The organism is Streptomyces sp. NBC_00193, assembly GCF_026342735.1.
In the GTDB taxonomy this organism is placed as follows: domain Bacteria; phylum Actinomycetota; class Actinomycetes; order Streptomycetales; family Streptomycetaceae; genus Streptomyces; species Streptomyces stoeckheimensis.
The window spans coordinates 70,451-89,557 of record NZ_JAPEMM010000003.1 but is presented as its reverse complement, the minus strand read 5'-3'; the positions used below and the strand labels follow the sequence as shown (position 1 = coordinate 89,557).

Below are 19,107 nucleotides of genomic sequence, written 5' to 3'. Positions count from 1 at the left end.
CCGTCCGGGCCCGGTCAGGCCCGCGGCGGGACGAGCATGCGCTCGGTGCCGAGACGGTTCGCGCGGGTGTCCTTGTACATCGTGGTCTCGCCGTCGCTCCACCGGACGACGAGGTCGTTGGCGAGGCGGTCACCGGTGTACTGACCGGTGGTCATGAGCACGCTGTGGGTCCAGGTGCCCTTGGGTCCGTGGACGGTCTGCTTGCCGCCCAGGCCCGCGGTGGTGGTGCCGGCGTAGCTGTCGAGCGCGCCCGTGGACCAGCGGACCATGAGGTCCCACTTCTGCTTGCCGGAGAACTGCCCGGAGGTGAGCAGGGTGGCGCCCTTCCAGGTGTTGTTGGGGCCCTTGAGCCGGTGCTCCCGGCCGAGGGTGCCGGCGCCGACGCCGGTGTAGAGGCTGAGTTCGCCGTCGGACCAGCGGACCATGAGGTCGGTGACGTAGGTGGCCGCGTGGAAGCGTCCGGCGGCGATCCGGGTGGCGTACTTCCAGACGGATCCGGAGGGGGCCATCTCGGTGACGGATCCCAGGCCCTTGGAGCCGACGTCTCCGTGCAGGGTCATCCGGCCGTCCTCCCAGCGGACCATGAGGTCGAACTGGCCGGAGCCGGTGAAGTCGCCTGCGGTGAGGGTGGCGACCGGCTTCCATCGCGCGTTCGGCGCCGCGAGCCGGCGCTCGGGCAGGAAGCCGCCCTTCCCGTCACCCGGGAAGAGGGTCACCTCTCCGTCGGTCCAGACGACGAGCAGGCTGCTGCGGCCGCTGCCGGTGAAGTCGCCGGAGGCGATCTGTTTGGCATGGGTCCACAGGTCACCGGGACCGGGCAGCAAGGGGCTGTCCGCGGAACCCCGGTACGGCGGCCGGGTGAGGGAGCCCGGGTCGCGACCGGCGTCGGCGTCGTTGTACAGGTCCTGCGCGTCCTTGCCGTACACCGGCGCGTACGTCACCCAGGAGTCGTTGCCGCCGCCGTGGTAGCCGCCGGTGTTCCCGACGACCTTGCCGGTGCGGCTCGCCGCGTCGTAGTCCTTGATCCAGGGGCCGCCGGACACGCCGCCGTAGAAGCCCTTGCACAGCATCCGCATCTGGCGGAAGCCGCCCAGCCGGGTGGTGGGCACGTCACAGCGGAAGGCCTTGTGGTGCGGGTTGACGCCGGTGGCGGACGGGTAGCCGACGACGGTGACGCGGTGCTCGTAGGTGCTGCCCGGCGTGAAGGTCAGCGCCCCCGTGAGCTTCTCGACGCTCCCCTTGGCGTTCGGCTCGACCAGGACGAAGGCGAGGTCCAGGTCGGAGACGGCGGCCTTGCTGTTCGACGCGTAGCGGGGGTCCGTGTAGACGCCGTCGGTCTTGACCGGGAAGATCCCGAACGGCTGGGCGCGGGCCGCTCTGCCGTGGCGGTACTGCGGCACGAAGACGGCGTGGTTCGCCGGCCCGGCCATGCCGTATGCGCAGTGGCCCGCCGTGAGCACCATGCTCCTGCCGGCGCTGCGGACCACGCTGCCGGTGCAGGAGGTGTCGGCGTTGCCGACCTTGGACGCCCGGTAGAAGAAGGTCCCCACCATCGGCATGCCGTCGAAGTAGGTGCCGGCCGGAGTGCCGGACGGAGCGGACACGGTCCTGTGCTGCGGGCCGGGCGGCCCGCCGACCGTACCCCGGCCCCGCGCGTCGTCGACGGGCACGGCGGCGGCCATGCGCTCGGCCGTCCAGTACGCCTCTTCGGCGACGACCCTGGCGGAGGACGACGGCGGGGGCGCGGTGGCGCCGGGCTTCGCGGTGGCGCCGGGTTTTGCGGTGGCGCTCGGAGGGACGGTCGCGGCCGGCGCGGGACCGGTAGTACCCAGTACGGCCGCCGTCAGGGCGACGGCGAGGGCGGTGAACCATCCGGATCTCAAGGAACCCACTCTCCGTACGACAGGATCGTCGGTGGACAGGAAAGAGATCACATGGTCAGGACGAAGACCGCAGCGGCCGGGGTCGCCGCGCTGGCGCTGCTCCTGATGGCGTCGGCGGGAACCGCTTTCGCCGTCCGGACGGCGGATCAGCCCACCCCGCTGGCCACCCCGATGCCCACCCCGATGTCCACCCCGCTGGCCGACGGGGCCCGGCTGTCCGCGAGCCCCGGGGAGCGGCTCACGTTCACCCTCCCCGCCTCCCTGCCGGGGAAGAACGGCAACCGGGTGGTCTCGGAGGTCTTCGTCGCACCCGGGACGCTGAGGATGAACGACCCGGTCGTCACCGCCGTGGCCACCGTGGCCTGCGACACCCCTCCGGGGGTCTACCCGGTCCGGCAGACCGGCCCCGGCGGGCCCGCCGAAGGGGCCGGGGGCGAGCCCTGGGTGAGCGTCGAGGTCGCCGACATCGGCGCGGCCGAGCGCGCGGCCTGCCCCGGGAAGGTCGCGGCCCTTCCGCCCGAACAGCCGGAGGAGCACTGGCCCGCCGGCCGCTCCTGGCCCCAGTCGCCCTGGGACGTACGGACGTTCCGGCCCGGCGAGGAGGTGACGCCGACGGCCTCGGACGCGTCGGCGGGGTACGGCGACACCCTCACCTCGCCCGGGTTCACCGGCCGGGCCGTCATGCGCGGGGCCAAGGCGGTCGTCACGGCCGCCGCGACGATCCGCTGCGATGCCGGGCCGGGGCTGTACGAGGTCCGCTGGGCGGGCGGCGACGAGGTCTGGGCCCGCTACCGGGTGGCGGATTCCGCCGAACAGAACAGCCCCGCATGCCGGGACAGGGCCGCCGAACCGTCTCCGTGGCGCACTCCCTGGCCGGCGGCCGGCGCGGCCGCCGCCCTGGCCGCCGCGGGCGTGGCGGCCTACGCCGTGGCCCGGCGCCGCCGGCGCCCCCGATGACGGGATCCGGCCCGGCGTCCGGCAATGCGGTGGTGCCGGGGAGCGGGGCCCCCGACACTGACCCCTTGTGTCCATGAACCTTCAGGCCGGTCCCCTGTGTACGCGCGCTTCGCTCGCCGCCGAGCTGCGCGGGCTCGGTCTGCGCCCCGGTGAGACCCTCCTCGTGCACTCCTCCCTCAGCTCGCTCGGCTGGGTCTGCGGCGGCGCCGCCACGGTGGTCACGGCGCTGCTCGACGCCCTCGGGGACGCGGGGACCCTGGTGGTGCCGACGCACTCGGGCGACAACTCCGATCCGGCGCAGTGGTCGAACCCGCCGGTGCCCGAAGCGTGGTGGGCGGACATCCGTGCCGCGATGCCGCCCTTCGACGCGCGCACCACGCCCACCCGCGGCATGGGCGCCGTCCCGGAGGCCGTCCGCACCTGGCCGGGCGCCGTCCGCAGCGGCCATCCGCAGACCTCCTTCGCCGCGCTGGGCCCGCGCGCCGCCACGCTCACGGACGGCCACGCGCCGGACTGCCGGCTCGGCGAGCGCAGCCCGCTCGCCCGGCTGGAGGAGGCCGGGGCGCGGATCCTGCTGCTGGGCGCGGGCTTCGACTCCTGCACGGCCTTCCACCTCGCCGAGTACCGGGTTGCGGGGCCGCTGGAGGACAACTCCTTCGCCCTCCTGACCCCGCAGGGCCGCCGCTGGACCACGGTCCGCGACACGGCGGTCTCCTCGGACGACTTCGAGGACCTGGGCGCGGCCTTCGAGAAGGACCGCCCGGTGCTGCGGGGCAGGGTGGGCGGCGCGGAGGCCCGCCTGTTCGCCCTGGCCGGGGCCGTCGCCTACGCCGAGGGCTGGCTGGCCGCGCACCGGCCGTGAGCCCGTCGTCAGTCGATGGCCTGGTAGAGGGTGGTCCAGAAGTCGCTCATGGCGCGCGCCGAATCCGGGGTGGACAGCCCGACCTGGGTGAGCAGGACTCCGGTGAGCTGGTTGGTCCTGTCCGCGTACACGCTGGTGCCCGTACCGCCGAACCAGCCGAACTGGCCGGCCGGGGCGTAGTCGCCGCGATGGGTGCGCACCGCCATCCCGAAGCCCCAGCCGCCGTGCGAGCCCTGGCCGGACGACAGGTGGGCGACGTTGCCGAACATGGCTTCCCGGGCGGCCAGTTGCCCGGGCGTCAGCCGGTTGGTGGTCATCAGCTCGACGGCGGCGCGGGACAGGATCCGTTCGCTCCCGTGCATCCCGTGGTTGAGCAGCATCCGGAAGTAGGCGTGGTAGTCGTCGGCGGTGGAGACCAGCCCGCCGCCGGCGCCCTGGAACGCGGGAGGCGCGCTCGCCCTTCCGCCCGCCGCCTCGTCCCACACGAGGAACTCGCCGGTCTGCGGGTCGGGCCCGTACAGGGGCGGCATTCGGTCGATCTTGTGCGTGGGCGTGTGGAAGGCGGTGTCCTCCATCCCCAGCGGATCGAGGACGCGTTCGCGCAGGAACGACTCCAGCGACCGGCCCGTGACCCTGGAGACGAGCACCCCGACCACCTCGTTGCTGAGGTCGTACTGCCACCGCACCCCGGGCTGGTACTGCAGCGGCAGCTCGCCGAGGCGCCGCATCCACTCGTCCGGCTCGGGCGCCGGCCCGGACGCCACGCTGTAGTCGAGGCGCTCGAAGGTCGCGGCCCGGATCGGGGAAGCCATCGACTCGAAGTCCACCCCGAGCCCGAAGGTGGAGGTCAGCAGGTCCCGTACGGTGATCGGCCGCAGCGCCGGAACGGTGTCGTCCAGCGGTCCGTCGGGCCGCTTCAGCACCTGCCGGTCGGCGAGTTCGGGCAGCCACGGGTCCACCGGGTCGTCCAGCCGCAGCCGGCACTCGTCGAGCAGGATCATCGCCGCCGCCATCGTGACCGGCTTTGACGCGGACGCCATCCGGAAGACCGTGTCCCGGCGCATCGGCGCGCCGCCGTCGTGGCGCATCGTCCCGATCGCTTCGACGTGCGTGTGGCCGCCGCGGCCGACCAGGGCGACAAGGCCGGGAATCTTCTTGGATTCGACGTGCCGTGCCAGCACCTCGCGCAGCCGGCGCAGCCCTGCGTCGGAGAAGCCGCTGCTGCTCAGTCCCGTGCTGTTGCTCGTCATGATGAATCCCCTGTTCACAGTGCCGGTTCCCACAGCGGCCCCGATGGCCGCCCGGCCCCTCGGAGCGGCCGTGTGGAAAGCCTGCAACCTTGACCCAGGGTCAAGGTCAAGCCACTGCCGGGCTATCCTCGCCCGATGGCAGAGGGACTCACGATCGGCCAGGCGGCGGCGTTCGCCGGCGTCACCGTCAAGACCGTGCGGCACTATCACCGGCTCGGTCTGCTCGCCGAGCCGGAACGCGACGGCTCCGGCTACCGCCGCTACCGGTCCGGCGAACTGTTCCGGCTGGTCCAGGTCCGGACCCTGGCCGCGGCCGGTGTGCCGCTGGCCGAGATCGGCGACCTGCTCGACACCGATCCCGAGACGTTCGCCGCCACCCTGGACGACGTCCGCGACCAGCTCACCGAACGGATCGACGACCTGACCGCGCGCCGCGACAGGCTGCACCGGCTCGCCCACGGCGACCGGGCCCTGCTGCCCGACCGGGCCTGCGCGGTCCTGGAGCGACTCGATGAACTCGGCTTCGGCCCCGACTACGTGGCCGGCCAGCGGGAAGCCCTGGTACTGGCCCGGGCCCTGGTCCCGGAGATCTTCGACAGCTTCCTGACCCGGCTCGAACACGAGCTCCGCGACCCCGAGTCCGTCGAGCTGACCCGGCGCGGATGGGATGCTCGGTCCTGGGATCCCGGCGACCCGCGGATCGAGGAGCTGGCGTCCGCGCTGGCCGGCAAGCTGCTGGCCGACCGCGGGCTGCTGGCCGTGCCGACGGGGTTCGAGGACCGGTCCGACGCCGCCTCCCGGTACGCCGTGGTCAACCACCACCGGGAGGACCAGTCACCGTCCATCGCCCGGCTGAACGCACTGGTCGAGGCGAAGCTGCGCGCGGCGGGCATCGCCGTCCCGCGCCGGTGACGGCTAGGACACGCCCTGGGCCCGCCGCGGCAAACGGGCCATCCGCTCCTCCAGGTGCTTGCGGCAGTCGGGCCATTGCGACGCGGTGACCGAATAGATCGCCGAGTCGCGGAGCAGGCCGTCCTCGCCCGGGGCCCACGAGCGGGACCAGTTGCGGAGCACGCCCTCGAAGCGTGCGCCGACCGCCTCGATCGCGGCGCGCGAACGGGCGTTGCGGGCGTCCGTCTTCAGGTCGAGCCGGGCCACGCCCCAGTTCTCGAAGGCGTGCCGGAACAGCAGGTACTTGGCTTCGGTGTTCACCCCCGAGCCCTGGGCCGAAGCCGCGAGCCAGGTGAAGCCGACCTCGATCGCGCACAGGCCCTCCCCGGTCGTCGGCCACGGCCGGGGGTCCCAGAAGGCGGTGGCCCCGACCGCCCGCCCCGACGCCCGCTCCACCTGCGCGTACGGGGCCAGCTTGCCCGCGTCGCGACGGGCGAGCTGGGCGTCGATGTACGCCCCGACCCGGTCCGCGGTGGGCACCCAGGTGAACTGGTAGGGGCTGCGGTCCTCTTCGGCCGCCACGGCCAGGTCCGCCGCGTGGCGGTGCTCCAGCGGCTCCAGGCGCACGAGCTCGCCGTCCAGGACCGGTCCATCGAGTACGAAGGTCATGGCCGCAGCGTTCCAGAGCCGTCCCGCCCTGTCGCGCGAATTCGGCGGCACCGCACAGGGATCTATACAAGCGTATTGAACATTCGTCTTAGACGGTTGTATATTTCTGGCACGGGGTCGGACCGGCACCCGTATCCGCACCGGAACCAGGGGGAACCACCATGACGAACGCCGCCGCCCAGCCCACCCGCGCCACCCTGACCATCGACGGCCGCGCCCTGTCCTACCTGGACTTCGGCGGCGCCGGCCGCCCCCTCCTCGCCCTGCACGGCCACCTCTCCGAGGGCTCCTCCTTCGCGGCCCTGGCCGCCGCCCTCGGACCCGAGTGGCGGGTGATCGCGCCCGACCAGCGCGGCCACGGGGACTCCGACCGCGCCGCGGAGTACACCCGCGCCGGTTACCTCGCCGACCTGGTCGCCCTCCTCGCCCACCTCGGGATCGAGCGCACCGTCGTCCTCGGCCACTCCCTCGGCGGGATCAACGGCTACCACCTGGCCGCCGCACACCCGGAGCTGGTCGAGGCCCTCGTCGACGTCGACGCCCCCGCCGAGCTCCCCGACCACGGCGCCGGCCCCCTGAGCTTCGTACGGAACTTCCCCTACACCGCCCCGACCCGCGAGGAGCTCCTCGCGGGCTGCGGCCCCCTCGCCCCCGCCCTCGCCCCGGCGCTGCGCCCGCTGCCCGGGGGAGCCGGCTGGCGGCTGCCGTTCCACCCCCAGGACACCATCGACTCCGAGCAGCTCGTCCACGGGGACCACTGGAAGCAGTGGCTCGCGACCGACTGCCCCGCGCTGCTGGTCCACGGCCTGCGCAGCCAGGTCGTGTCCGCCGCACTGGCCCGGGAGATGACCACCCGGCGCCCCGGCACCGTGTCCCGCGCCCTGGACACCGACCACTTCGTGCAGCTGGGCGACCCGGAGGGCTTCGCCGCCGCCGTACGGGAGTTCCTCGCCGGTCTCTGAGCCGTCGCGCCCCTCCCCGCGCCGGGCCGTCGGCCTCCACGGGCGATAGAACGCGGGACACTCAGGGCCCCCGTGGCTACACTGCGCGCAGTTGATCAAGTGGTGTGGGGGCGGCCGGTGTTGGAGCGAACTGCGACACGGGTGTGCCCGTTGTGCGAGGCGACGTGCGGGTTGAGCATCACCCTGTCGGACGAGGTCGTCACCCGCGTCAAGGGGAACCGGGACGACGTCTTCAGCAAGGGGTACCTCTGCCCGAAGGGCGCCTCCCTGGGCCGCTTCGACAGCGACCCCGACCGGCTGACCGCCCCGCTGGTGCGCCGCCCCGACGGCGGCTTCGACGAGGTGGGCTGGGCCGAGGCCTTCGCCGCCGTCGAGCGCGGCCTGCGGGGGGTGAGCGAGCAGCACGGCAAGGACGCCGTGGCCCTCTACATGGGCAACCCGGTCATCCACACGCTGGCCCTGCCGCTCTACATGCTGGTCCTGCGCGAACGGCTCGGCACGCGGAACATCTACTCCTCCACCACCCTCGACACCATGCCCAAGAGCGTGGCCTGCGGATGGATGTACGGGGACCCGCTCGCCTTCCCGCTGCCGGACATCGACCGCACCGACCACCTGCTGGTCCTGGGCGCCAACCCCATGGAGTCCAACGGCAGCCTGTGGACCGTCGCCGACCTGCCGGGCCGCCTCAAGGCGCTGCGGGCGCGCGGCGGGCGCCTCGTCGTCGTCGACCCGCGCCGCACCCGCACCGCGGACCTCGCGGACGAACACGTCCCGATCCGCCCGGGCACCGACGCCCTGCTGCTGCTCGGCATCGCGCACACGCTGTTCGACGAGGGCCTGGCGACCGACCCCGGCCCCGGCTTCGCCGGCTTCGACGAGCTGGCCGTCCAGGTGAAGGGGTTCGCCGCCGAGGACGTCGCGGACGCCTGCGGGGTCCCCGCGGGCACCATCCGCACGCTCGCGCGCGAACTGGCCGCGGCGCCGACGGCCGCCGTGTACGGACGACTGGGCACCTGCACCACGGAGTTCGGCACGCTCACCAGCTGGCTGGTCGACGTGGTCAACATCATCACCGGGAACTTCGACCGCCCCGGCGGAGTGCTCTTCGGCGAGGCCCCGCACGCCACCCGCCGCCCCGCCGAGCCGTTCCGCACCGGACGCTGGCACAGCAGGGTCCGCGGACTGCCGGAAGCCAACGGCGAGCTGCCCACCGCGACCCTCGCGGACGAGATCGAGACCCCCGGTGAGGGGCGGGTACGGGCCCTGCTGTGCATCGCCGGGAACCTGGTCCTCGCCTCGCCGCAGGGCGAGCGGCTGGACCGGGCCCTGCCCGGCCTGGACTTCATGGTCTGCGTCGACCCCTACCTGAACGAGACCACCCGCCACGCGTCCGTCATCCTGCCGCCGCCGAGCGCCCTGGAATCACCCCACTACGACGTGGTCCTGGCCGGCCGCTCCGTCCGCCGCAACGCCCGCTTCTCCCCGCCCGTACGGGCCCTGGCGCCCGGGCGCCCCAGCGAGGCGGAGATCCTCGCCCGGCTGGTCCTCATCGCCTCGGGCAAGAGCGCGGACGGCGACCCGGAGAGCGTGGACGAGACGCTGACCGACCTGACCCTGAGGGCCGCCTCCGGCCGCCCGGGGGCGCCCCTGCACGGGCGCGAACCGGCCGCACTCAAGCGGGAACTGACCGGGGACAACGCACTGGAGCGGCGGCTCGACCTGATGCTCCGCCTGGGACCCGCCGGCGACCTGTTCGGCAAGCGCCCCGACGGCCTGAACCTGGCCCTGCTCAAGGAGACCCCGAACGGCATCGACCTCGGGCCGCTGCGGCTCCGCCGCAAGGAGGTCGTGATGACCGCCTCCGGCCTGGTGGAACTGTGCCCGCCCGCCATCACCGGGGACCTGCCGCGGCTCGACGCGCGGATGCGGGAGCTGGACGGCGGCGGGTTCGTGCTCATCTCCCGCCGCCAGCTGAAGTCCGTCAACAGCTGGTCCCACAACATCGCGACCCTGTCCGGCGGGACCAACCGCTGCGCCCTGGAGATCAGCACGGGGGACGCCGAGCGCCTGGGCGTCACCGCCGGAGACCTGGTCCGGGTCCGGGGCCGGAGCGGCGAGGTGGTGGTGCCGGTGGAGCCCACCGACCGGCTGCGCGCGGGCGTGCTGAGCCTCCCGTACGGCTGGGGGCACGGGCGCAAGGGCAGCCGGCTCGCCCACGCGGCCACCCAGCCGGGGGTGAGCATGAACGCGCTCACCGACAGCTCGGTCGTCGACCCGCTCTCCGGAACGGCCGTCTTCAACGGGGTGCCCGTGCGCATGGAGAAGGTGGAGAAGGCCGAACGGGAAACGGAAAGCTGAATTCCGAAGGGGTCCGCATTCTGCGTCATTTGAATTCCTGATGCCCCCGAGGGAAAACTTTTCAGACATCCCGAGCATCCCTAGACTGGCCAAGAACTTCCGATCGCCAGTCAATGGAGATTCTGTGAGCCTTGCCCGTCGCATTGCGATTCCCGCCGTTTCCCTGATGCTGCTCGCCGGAGTGGCCACCGCGGCGAACGCCGTCGAAGAACCCGCGCAGGATTCCCTGTTCGGCCCGGTGTGTTCTCCGACGCAGACCGCCATCACCGATGTCCCGCACCGGCTTTTCGCCGCCTGGAACAACGGGGACGCTGCAGGAGTCGCCGCCCAGTTCACGACGGACGGCCACATGATTCCGAGCAACGGTGCCTACCTCACCAGCCGGACCGCGATCCAGTCCTTCTACCAGGGCGCCTTCGCCGGTCCCCTCGCCGGCACCCGGATGATCGGCACGCCGCTCACCGTGCGCTGCCTGTCCAGCTCCACGGCCGTGATCGACGGGCTCGGCGGGCTGCTCAAGCCCGGTGACACCTACACCGAGCCGGAGCAGGTGCCGATCGGCCAGCGCCTCATCGTCTCCTGGACGGCCGTCCGCGTCGGCAACGCCTACTACATGAAGGAATTCCAGAGCACCCTCATTCAGGGCTGATCACCGAGCCGGCTGCCGCGAGGAAATCGAGAGGAACGGAGAGTTTCGTTGCCACGCACGGTGCTGGTCACGGGCGGAAACAGGGGAATCGGGTTGGCCATTGCCGAGGAATTCCTCGGGCGTGGTGACCGGGTTGCCATCACCTATCGCAGCGAACCACCGGACGGCAAGTTCCTCGCCGTTCGCTGTGATGTGTCCGACCCGGAACAGATCGACGCCGCATTCGCTGCGGTCGAGGCCGAACTCGGCCCGGTGGAGATTCTCGTGTCCAATGCCGGTATCACCGAGGACCGGCCCATGCTGCGGATGCAGGAAGAGCAATTCTCCCGGGTCATCGACACCAATCTCACCGGCGGCTGGCGCTGCGCCCGGCGGGCCCTGCCCAAAATGCTGCGCGGCCGGTGGGGGCGGATCGTCTTCGTGTCCTCCGTCGCCGGACTGCGCGGGAACCAGGGCCAGGTCAACTACGCCGCCAGCAAGGCCGGCATGGTCGGCATGGCGCGCTCGCTCGCCCGCGAGGTCGCGACGTCCGGCATCACCGTGAACGTGGTGGCGCCCGGCCTGATCGAGACCGACATGACCGCCGCCCTGTCCGGAACCCGCAAGAGCACGCACCTGGCGGAGATCCCGGCGGGACGGGCGGGACGGCCCGAGGACGTGGCCGACACCGTGGCCTGGCTCACGGGGGAGCGGGCCGGCTACGTCACGGGCGCGGTCGTGCCCGTGGACGGCGGCCTGGGAATGGGGCACTGATCCCATGACCACCGTCCTTCCCGAGCCCACCGCGCCTCCCGCCACCGGCGGCCTGCTCGCCGGCAAGCGGATCGTGATCACCGGAGTGATCACCGAACGGTCGATCGCGTTCGCGGCCGCCCGGATCGCCCAGGAACAGGGCGCCCGGATCGTCCTCACCGGCTACGGCCGGCTGTCCCTGGTCGAACTGGTCTCCCGCCGGCTGCCCGAGAAGCCGCCGGTCGTCGAACTGGACGTGACCGACCCCGGGCACCTCGCCCGCCTCCCGGAGCTGGTCGGCGAGCACCTCGGCGGCGTCGACGGAGTACTGCACTCCATCGCCTTCGCCCCGCCGAGCTGCCTCGGCGGATTCCTCACCGCACCCTGGGAGGACGTGGCCACCGCCGTCCACACCTCCGCCTATTCCTACGTCTCCCTCGCCAAGGCGCTGCTCCCGCTCATGGGCAGCGGCGGCTCGGTGGTCGGACTCACCTTCGACGCCACGAAGGCCTGGTCGGGGTACGACTGGATGGGCGTGGCCAAGGCCTCCCTGGAGTCCGCCAACCGCTACCTCGCGCGGGAGGCGGGCCCGCTCGGCGTCAGGTCGAACCTGGTGGCGGCCGGCCCCCTGCGGACCACCGCGGGGAAGGCCATCCCGGGCCTGGCCCGCACCCAGGACGAGTGGGCGGCGAAGGCACCGCTGGGCTGGAACATCACCGAGACGGAGTCCACGGCACGGGCCTGCGCCGCGCTGCTCTCCGACTGGTTCCCGGCGACCACGGGCGAGATCGTCCACGTCGACGGGGGACACCACGCGATGGGCGCCTGACCGCCTGACCGCCTGACCGCCTGACCGCAGGACCGTAGGACGAAAGGGGTGGTGCCCCGGGCCGCACGCGCGGCCCGGGGCACCACCCCTTCCCCGACCCGCGGGTCAGAGCGCGAAGCTGCTGCCCGCCTCGGGAACCACCAGGCGCTCGGCCGAACCAGCCTTCTCGAAGGCGGCGCTGACGGTGTCCTGACCCTCCGTGAAGTGCTGCCAGCCGTCCTGGTGCACGGCGAGCACCTTGCGGGCGCCCAGCAGCTCGGCCACCTCCACCGCCTGCTCGGAGGTCAGCGAGAGCAGCGTCGGGCCGAACGGGGCGAGCTGCGCCGCGCCCACGTGCAGCACCGCCAGGTCGACGCCGGCCCCGCCGAGGCGCTCCGCCAGGGCCTGCACCGGCTCCAGGGAGACGTTGTCGCCGCTGACGTACACGGTCGGCAGGCCCTCGCCGCTCAGCAGGAAGCCGGTGACGGTGCCGAGCATCGGCTCGGTCCCGGCCGGACCGTGCTGCGCCGGGACGGCGGTGACCACGAGGCGGCCGCCGTCCGGGCGCTCCAGTACGTGCTCGGCCCACGGCGCCAGCCCGGTACCGCCGACGCGCTCCGCGGACTGCTCGGTGGTGAGCACCAGCGCGACCTCCTTGAGGAAGGCGCGCCCGGCCCCGTCGAGGTTGTCGGGGTGCTGGTCGTGCGACAGCAGGACGGCCGCGACCGGGCCCAGCCGGTCGGTGGTCAGCGCCGGTCCGGCCAGCTTGTGGAGGGCGACCGGGCCCATCTCGTAGGAGGAACCGGCGGCGTCGAAGGTCGGGTCCGTCACGAACCGCAGCCCGCCCAGGTCGATGACCACGGTGGGGCCGCCCACCGCGGTGACGGCGAGCTGTGCGGCGGTGTTCTCAGTCATGGAACTGCTCCTTGGAAAGTGCGACTCGAACGGTGGGATGGGAAAGAGAGGGAGGGAGCGGGCCGGTCACCCGGGTTCGACAACCACCAGGCCCCCGGTGAATCCCCGCGGCAGCCGCAGCGGGTGCCAGAGGTGGCCGACGCCCTGCTCCGGCGCCCCGGCCAGGCTGCGGACTCCGGTGCCCACGGCCTTCACGTACGCCTCCCGCCTGGTCCAGACGTCCAGCCACAGCAGGTCCCCGGCCCGGCCGGAGGCCCGTCCCAGGCGGGCGCGTTCGGCGGGGGAGAACAGCCGCCGGGCCAGGTCCCCGGCCCGCGGGACCGTACGGACCTCCTCGACGTCCACACCGATCCGGGTCCGGGGCGCGAGCCCGCTGCCCACGGCGACGGCGACCAGGCCCGCGGCGTGCGCGATGCTCACGTCCACCCCCGGGGCGTCCGTCACCCACGGCCGTCCGGCCCGGTCCACGGCGAGGCCCACGCGGGCGGGCGGCCGCCCGAGCATCCGCCCCAGCACACTGCGCAGCACGTACCGGGCCAGGACGAACTCGGCCCGGCCCAGCGGATCGGAGACGGTGTCGTACCGGGAGCGCTCCTGCGGGGCCAGCGCGGCGGCCAGCTCCGCCACCGCGCCGGCCGGCAGCCCGCGCCCGTCGGCCCACCAGGCGCGTACGACACCGGGGCCCGCGGCGACCTGCCCGGCCGGGGCGATCCGCCCCGCCGGGGCGGCCAGGGTCGCCGCCGCACCGTCCGATCCGCTCCGCGTCACGGCCGGCCGGCCGCCAGCACCCGGTCGGCCAGCTCGTCCTCGGTCAGGCCGAAGTGCGAGGTGAGCGCGCTGATCCAGCGCTCCAGGCCGAAGGCCACGCACCCGGTGAAGGCGGGCTCGCCGTCCGCGGTGCGGATCTCGCAGCGCTCGCCGAAGAAGTTGCGGTGGAAGTTGAGCGAGCCGATGGCCAGCGAGCCGTCGAAGACGAACTCCTCCTTCACCGGGAAGAGCTGGGCCATCAGCGCGCGTCCCGCGCTCGCGTCGAAGAACGGGTCCGTGGCGGCCTCGATCTCGACCGGCAGCCCGAGCTCCGACAGATAGCCCGTGATCTTCTTCCGGAACAGCTCCAGGTGGGCCAGGACCTCGTCCTTGGTGCCGACGCACACGATCTCCCGCATGCTGAAGCCCAGCAGCCGGCGCAGCGCGTCGTAGTGCGTCTCGCGGCGGAAGCAGGTGGCCACGGTGGTCACCTTGTGGGGACCCTCCGTCAGCGTGCGGCCCGCCAGGTCGAGGTAGACGTTGTAGCAGGCCGCCGAAGGCAGCGCGTACGAGGCCTCGGTGAGGTGGCCGGCCGGCAGGGAGGCTTCGCGGGGGCCGCCCGTGGCGTACTCCGGAGCGGCCTCCTCCGTCAGGGCCGCTCCCAGGATCGCCAGCTGCGGGAAGTTCTGGAAGTAGTCCAGCCGGTGCAGGTCCTCGACCCGCATCAGGGGCGGGTACTGCACCGCGTCGGCGCCGACCTCGGCCGCCCAGCCGGTGAACACGCCTTCCAGCGTGGCCCGGAGCCGCAGCGCACCCGGCCCGAGGGTGGCGAGACCGCCGCGGGTGGAAGGGGTACGGCCCGCCTCGGGTCCCGCGCTCACCGGACTACTCGGACTCATGGAAGAACCTCTTTCGAATCGAGTTGATCGTACGAAAATCAGACGGGGTGACGTTCTCCATCAAGATCTCTTCACCCGTCTGCTCCTCCAGTACGTAGAGGAAGTTGACGAACCCGAGGGAGTCGAGGATCCGGTTCTCGACCAGGTCGAGGTCCGGATCGATCGAGGTCAGGTCCGGCCGCTTGGTCAGCAGGTACTGGATGACGGCGTCGAAGCCGGTGACGGTGCTCATGAGCGCGGCAGAACGTCGTCGGTGAAGATGCCCTCGTTCACGAGGAAGCTCATCGAGCGCTTGAGCATCTTGCGCTCCAGCTCGTGGAAGGCCGGGTCGGCCAGTACCTCGTTGCGCACCTGGTACGGGTTCGGGATGCCCGCGTCCTTGAAGGCCGCCGGGTTCACCAGGCCGTCCACGGACTTGCGCAGGTACCGCTTGAGGTACAGCTCCAGCTCGGCCAGCTCCTCCGTGCTCAGCTTCTCCCGCAGCTGACGGTGCAGGTGCGAGACGATCTGCCGGCCGAAGGCGACGTGCCGGGACTCGTCCTGGTGGTGGATCGCGTTGATCTTGCGGATCGTGGGGTGCAGCCGGTCGTCGTCGCCCATCCGCTTGTTGAAGAAGTCGACGACCTCTTCGAAGAGCAGGAGCCGCGCGAAGACGAGGAAGTGGGCGGACTCGCCCTCGGACTTCATCTCCAGCTGGACGCCCTTGTCCGGGTAGACCTTGCCGCCGTAGAGCAGGCAGAACCGGGCGAAGAACCACATGTGCGAGTTCTCCTCGCCGATCATGTGGTGGAAGTACTCGGAGGAGAGGGCGAAGTCCTTCGTGTGGATCCGCGCGATGATCTCGGTGATCAGCTCACGGATGCCGTCGACGTTCAGGCTGTAGAAGTTGACGCTCTCCCACTTGCTGATCGCCCACTTCTGCTCCTCGGTGAACGACTCGGCCACCTTGGTCCCGTGGATGGACAGCAGCTCCGGAGTCATCCAGTACTGGTCCTCGGGCAGCGTCTCGGGCCAGTCGAACATCGTGTAGGGGTCGTAGTGGTCGCGCTCGGACATCGACACGAGCCGGTCGAGTATGGACTGCAACTGCGCGTCGGCCTGCAGCACGGGCGTGCTCATCGGATCCTTTTCCTCTCTCAGTTGCCGGAGCCGTTGCCGGCCCCGGCCGTCTCGCGCGGAGCGGGCTGCTCCGCCGAGAGCTGGATGTCGGTCTGGTGGCGCGGGTGGGCGAACAGGCCGCCGCGGCGGTACCCGTTCACCGGTTCGTCCGCATGGTGTTCGGTGGGCAGCAGCCGGTTCAGCAGCGAGCCGGTGAAGGCCTGCGCGATGTCCGGGTGCGGGGCCTCGGCGTGGTGGTCGGCCAGGATGACGAAGGCCGGGTCCACGTTCTTGACCAGGCCGTCCTCGTCCACGACCTCCAGCCACGAATGGGCGAGGTCGAGCATCCCCATGATCCAGCCGCGCCGGGTACGGGCCTCGAAGCCGGCCTCCCGGCACCGCTCGGCCAGCTCCAGGCAGACGGAGATGCACGGGGCGTAGCCCTGGGCCAGCACCTCGTCCTTGCGCCACTGGAGTTCCTCGGGCATCCGGCCCCAGCGGAACCGGTCGGGGCCGTACGAGGTCACGATCGCGCGGAGCTTCTCCGAGACGATCTCCCGCCGCTCCCCGGAGGTCACGAGCACCCCGGAGGCGGTCAGCCCGGACGTGCCGCTCGCGGTGATGTCCTTCTCCCCGAGCGTCGCGGCCCCCGCGGGCCCGATCGACAGGGACTCCGTCCAGCCGCCGCTCAGCTCCGGGTGGGGCGTGGCCAGGTTCCAGTCGGTGCGCTCCGGTTCGCCCTCGCCGTGGGCGGCCGGCGGGGTCAGCGCGACGGAGTAGTTCCAGCGCTGGGGCCGGAACAGCGCCTCGGGATCGGCGTGCATCCAGCGCAGGGCGTAGCGCATCGTCTTCTCGGGCACGGAGGTCCCGGAGCCGGAGTAGAGCGCGAGGTTCACCAGGTCGAAGCGGTCGAAGCGCTCCGCCCCCGGTGTCCCGCCGTGCGGCAGCCCGGCGCGCAGCAGCTCGTCGAGGATCTCCGGCCCGCACTGGAGCAGTTCGAGCGCGGCGTCCCGCTCCACCCACTCGTCACGCAGCTCCGGCGGGATCACCAGCAGGTCGCGGAGGGAGTCGAGCCAGCCCTCCAGGCCCCGCGGCGCGGCGGGGCGGGTCCACGGTTTGGCTTCGATGTTCATCCGTTGCTCCCGGAGGACGTCAGGCTTGTCAGGTTCGGCGGGGCCAGGGGCGAGAAGCGGGCCCGCAGCGCCGCCTTGTCGGGCTTTCCGTACGAGGCCGTGGGGATGTCCGTGACGAACTCGAACCGCCCGGGCACGTGCGCCGCGCCCAGGGAGCCGCGCACCGAGGCGCGCAGTTCCTCCACGAGGCCGGGCCGGTCGTCCTCGTCGGACACGCATACGGCGACCAGGGCCTCGCCCGTGCGCGGGTCGGGCACCCCGATGACGGCGGCGCGCCGGATGTCCGGATGGGCCGTCAGCACGTTCTCGACGGCCTGCGGATAGCAGTTGGTGCCGTCCACGATGACCAGGTCCTTGGCCCGCCCGGTCAGGTACAGGTAGCCGTCCTCGTCGATCACGCCGAGGTCGCCGGTGCTCAGCCAGCCGTCCCGCAGCACCTCTCCGCTCAGGTCGGGCCGCTGCCAGTAGCCCGCCATCACGGTGGGACCGGACACCTCGACCGCTCCTTCCGTACGGGGCCCCAGCGCGCGGCCGTCCCCGCCGGTGACCCGGAGGGACACCCCGGGCACCGCGCGGCCGACCGAGCCGAACAGTTCGGGCCGGGACGCGGCGGCAGCCGCGTGGTCCTCGGGACCCAGGCTGGTGATCGCGATGGCCTCGGTCAGGGCGTAGCTCTGCCGCAGCCGGGGGCCGAGGCTGCGGACCGCCTGGGCGAGCCGCTGCGGGGTCACGGGCGCGCTGCCGTAGCTGACGGCCGCGAGCCCGGAGAGGTCGGTGCCCGGCAGGTCGGGGTGGTCCAGCAGCCGGTACAGGTACGGCGGGTAGAGGTACGTGGTGACCGGCCGGTGCTCGGCGGAGGCCTCGGCGATGCGCACCAGCAGCGCCTCCGGGTCGAACTCGTCGAACAGCTCGACGCTCACGTGGTGGCGCAGCAGGCCGCAGGCGATCGCACCCGCGGCGTGCGCCATCGGGGTCATGGCCAGGAACCGCAGCCCCGGCGGCGGGGCCGCGCCCGCCCAGGCGCCGGCGGCCGCGGTCAGCGCGCCGAAGGTGTACACGACCCCCTTGGGCAGGCCGGTGGTGCCGCCGGTGTACAGCACCCGGGCGACGTCGTCCTCGCGGGCTTCCACCGGCAGCGGGGCGTCCGGCTGGGCGGCGGCCGCCGCGAGCAGGTCGGTCACGTCGGGGTCCGCGACGGGGCCCAGGCCGAACAGCAGCTTCACCCCGGCGGCGCGGGCCAGTTCGGCCATGCGGGGCCCCGGCAGGATCGGCCCGGCGCAGGCGAGGATCACGGCCGCGGGGGCGGCGTCGCGCAGGATGTGCTCGGCGACCTGCTCGCCGCCGGCCGCGTACACCGGGGTGTAGCTGATGCCGAGGAGGTGCGCGGCCAGGCCCACCGCCGACATCTCGATCGGGTTGGCGGCCAGCAGCACGAGCCGGTCCCCGCGGCCCAGGCCCGCGTCCCGCAGGACCCGGGCCGTCCGGTAGGCCAGCGAGAGCAGCTCGGCGAAGGTCATGGACCGCTCGCCGTGGATCAGCGCGATGCGCTCGCCGCGGGCGGCGAACTGCTCGATGGCGCTGGTGACGTACGCGGCGGGGGCGCCGGAGTCGGGCGTGGTCACGGGGTCTCCTTCCCGGGGACGGTGGCGGTGGCGGCGTCGTCGGTGGCGGCAGCGGCAGCGCCGTCGGTGGCGGCGGCCGCGCCGGACGCCGTGCTCGTACGGAAGCGGCAGGCGGAGGCGCCGGTGCGCAGGCACTCCACGCGGTGGTCGCTGACCTCCGTCTTCAGCCCCTCGAACCACCCCGCCCGCATCTGCGGGCACGGGCACTCGTAGCCCTCCAGCGTCCCGGCGCGCGCGAGCATCTCCAGGGCGAAGTTGCGGGTGACCGCCGTCTCGAAGGACTCCTCGCCGGTGACCTTGTTGGAGGCCTCCACGGCGTCCCCGGTCATCAGCTCCGAGATGCCGGTCAGCGCGGTGGCCAGCTCGGCGGCGGAGAGCCCCGGGCCCAGCCCCTCTTCCCGTGCGTAGGCGGAGGCGATCCGGCGGGTGACGAACTGCATCGCCTCCGCGTTGACCTCGTTCGCCGCGTCCTGGCCGAACCGCCGCGCGACCCCCTGGTACCAGCGGGCGTCGTGCAGCCACCAGAACTGGCGCAGCAGGTCGGCGGAGGGCTCGCCGGGGCCTGCCGGTCCGGGTGCCTGGGAGGCGGAACTGGTCACGGTGTCCTCAGTCCTTCGGGTGGGAGCGGTGGGAGCGGGTGGGGGGTGCGGTCGGTGCTGCGGTGCCGGG

Annotated in this window: 19 protein-coding genes; 8 read left to right on the top strand and 11 right to left on the bottom strand. The window is 72.8% G+C overall.

Annotated features, from left to right (window positions below):
* Positions 1–14: 14 nt before the first annotated feature.
* Positions 15–1,883 carry a serine protease gene (locus OG898_RS35540; protein ID WP_266962879.1) on the bottom strand — a complete coding sequence of 623 codons (1,869 nt, stop codon included), beginning with the start codon at positions 1,881–1,883 and terminating at the stop codon, positions 15–17.
* Positions 1,884–1,934: 51 nt separating this feature from the next.
* Between OG898_RS35540 and OG898_RS35535 the strand changes: the two genes are divergently transcribed.
* Together OG898_RS35535 and OG898_RS35530 are read left to right on the top strand one after the other, a co-directional pair.
* The gene (locus OG898_RS35535) at positions 1,935–2,840 is read left to right on the top strand and encodes a hypothetical protein (RefSeq protein WP_266962876.1); all 906 of its coding nucleotides are present in this window, start codon (positions 1,935–1,937) and stop codon (positions 2,838–2,840) included.
* Between the two features lie 73 nt (positions 2,841–2,913).
* Positions 2,914–3,702 (top strand): aminoglycoside N(3)-acetyltransferase, encoded by a 789-nt coding sequence (locus OG898_RS35530; protein WP_266962874.1) that lies wholly within the window; start codon positions 2,914–2,916, stop codon positions 3,700–3,702.
* An 8-nt stretch (positions 3,703–3,710) separates the two neighbouring features.
* On the opposite strand, the gene OG898_RS35525 is transcribed toward OG898_RS35530, so the two are convergent.
* Positions 3,711–4,952 (bottom strand): serine hydrolase, encoded by a 1,242-nt coding sequence (locus OG898_RS35525; RefSeq protein ID WP_266962872.1) that lies wholly within the window; start codon positions 4,950–4,952, stop codon positions 3,711–3,713.
* Positions 4,953–5,087: 135 nt separating this feature from the next.
* Here OG898_RS35525 and OG898_RS35520 point away from each other — a divergent pair, with 135 nt between their 5' ends.
* Positions 5,088–5,864, top strand: a complete 777-nt coding sequence (locus tag OG898_RS35520) for a MerR family transcriptional regulator (RefSeq protein WP_266962870.1) — start codon at positions 5,088–5,090, stop codon at positions 5,862–5,864.
* A gap of 3 nt (positions 5,865–5,867) precedes the next feature.
* Here OG898_RS35520 and OG898_RS35515 read toward each other — a convergent pair whose 3' ends face one another.
* The gene (locus OG898_RS35515) at positions 5,868–6,512 is read right to left on the bottom strand and encodes a GNAT family N-acetyltransferase (protein WP_250745342.1); all 645 of its coding nucleotides are present in this window, start codon (positions 6,510–6,512) and stop codon (positions 5,868–5,870) included.
* A gap of 161 nt (positions 6,513–6,673) precedes the next feature.
* Between OG898_RS35515 and OG898_RS35510 the strand changes: the two genes are divergently transcribed.
* The 5 genes from OG898_RS35510 (at position 6,674) to fabI (ending at position 12,045) form a co-directional block, all read left to right on the top strand.
* Complete coding sequence (locus OG898_RS35510) at positions 6,674–7,474, top strand: alpha/beta fold hydrolase (RefSeq protein WP_266962866.1); 801 nt, start codon at positions 6,674–6,676, stop codon at positions 7,472–7,474.
* Positions 7,475–7,594: 120 nt separating this feature from the next.
* Positions 7,595–9,835, top strand: a complete 2,241-nt coding sequence (locus tag OG898_RS35505; protein ID WP_266963023.1) for a molybdopterin-dependent oxidoreductase — start codon at positions 7,595–7,597, stop codon at positions 9,833–9,835.
* Positions 9,836–9,959: 124 nt separating this feature from the next.
* Complete coding sequence (locus OG898_RS35500; protein WP_266962864.1) at positions 9,960–10,484, top strand: SgcJ/EcaC family oxidoreductase; 525 nt, start codon at positions 9,960–9,962, stop codon at positions 10,482–10,484.
* A 48-nt stretch (positions 10,485–10,532) separates the two neighbouring features.
* On the top strand, positions 10,533–11,237 hold the full coding sequence (locus tag OG898_RS35495; protein ID WP_266962862.1) for a 3-oxoacyl-ACP reductase family protein: 705 nt from the start codon (positions 10,533–10,535) through the stop codon (positions 11,235–11,237).
* 4 nt (positions 11,238–11,241) lie between these two features.
* The gene (gene fabI / locus OG898_RS35490) at positions 11,242–12,045 is read left to right on the top strand and encodes an enoyl-ACP reductase FabI (protein WP_250745338.1); all 804 of its coding nucleotides are present in this window, start codon (positions 11,242–11,244) and stop codon (positions 12,043–12,045) included.
* 105 nt (positions 12,046–12,150) lie between these two features.
* Here fabI and OG898_RS35485 read toward each other — a convergent pair whose 3' ends face one another.
* The 8 genes from OG898_RS35485 to OG898_RS35450 all read right to left on the bottom strand — a co-directional run bounded on the left by OG898_RS35485 (position 12,151) and on the right by OG898_RS35450 (position 19,037).
* Positions 12,151–12,939: an MBL fold metallo-hydrolase gene (locus tag OG898_RS35485; RefSeq protein ID WP_250745337.1), complete on the bottom strand. Its 789-nt coding sequence runs from the start codon at positions 12,937–12,939 to the stop codon at positions 12,151–12,153.
* A 66-nt stretch (positions 12,940–13,005) separates the two neighbouring features.
* Positions 13,006–13,707 carry a 4'-phosphopantetheinyl transferase superfamily protein gene (locus tag OG898_RS35480; RefSeq protein WP_266962859.1) on the bottom strand — a complete coding sequence of 234 codons (702 nt, stop codon included), beginning with the start codon at positions 13,705–13,707 and terminating at the stop codon, positions 13,006–13,008.
* Positions 13,704–14,585 carry an aminoacyl--tRNA ligase-related protein gene (locus OG898_RS35475; RefSeq protein WP_250745335.1) on the bottom strand — a complete coding sequence of 294 codons (882 nt, stop codon included), beginning with the start codon at positions 14,583–14,585 and terminating at the stop codon, positions 13,704–13,706. The genes OG898_RS35480 and OG898_RS35475 overlap by 4 nt, the downstream gene beginning before the upstream one ends.
* The gene (locus tag OG898_RS35470) at positions 14,572–14,817 is read right to left on the bottom strand and encodes an acyl carrier protein (RefSeq protein ID WP_250745334.1); all 246 of its coding nucleotides are present in this window, start codon (positions 14,815–14,817) and stop codon (positions 14,572–14,574) included. Before OG898_RS35470 ends, OG898_RS35475 begins: the two co-directional genes overlap by 14 nt.
* The gene (locus OG898_RS35465; RefSeq protein ID WP_250745333.1) at positions 14,814–15,704 is read right to left on the bottom strand and encodes a diiron oxygenase; all 891 of its coding nucleotides are present in this window, start codon (positions 15,702–15,704) and stop codon (positions 14,814–14,816) included. The genes OG898_RS35470 and OG898_RS35465 overlap by 4 nt, the downstream gene beginning before the upstream one ends.
* A 17-nt stretch (positions 15,705–15,721) precedes the next feature.
* Positions 15,722–16,816 carry a hypothetical protein gene (locus tag OG898_RS35460; RefSeq protein ID WP_250745332.1) on the bottom strand — a complete coding sequence of 365 codons (1,095 nt, stop codon included), beginning with the start codon at positions 16,814–16,816 and terminating at the stop codon, positions 15,722–15,724.
* The gene (locus OG898_RS35455; protein ID WP_250745331.1) at positions 16,813–18,438 is read right to left on the bottom strand and encodes a class I adenylate-forming enzyme family protein; all 1,626 of its coding nucleotides are present in this window, start codon (positions 18,436–18,438) and stop codon (positions 16,813–16,815) included. Before OG898_RS35455 ends, OG898_RS35460 begins: the two co-directional genes overlap by 4 nt.
* Positions 18,435–19,037 carry an L-2-amino-thiazoline-4-carboxylic acid hydrolase gene (locus OG898_RS35450; RefSeq protein ID WP_266962855.1) on the bottom strand — a complete coding sequence of 201 codons (603 nt, stop codon included), beginning with the start codon at positions 19,035–19,037 and terminating at the stop codon, positions 18,435–18,437. Before OG898_RS35450 ends, OG898_RS35455 begins: the two co-directional genes overlap by 4 nt.
* Between the last annotated feature and the right edge of the window lie 70 nt (positions 19,038–19,107).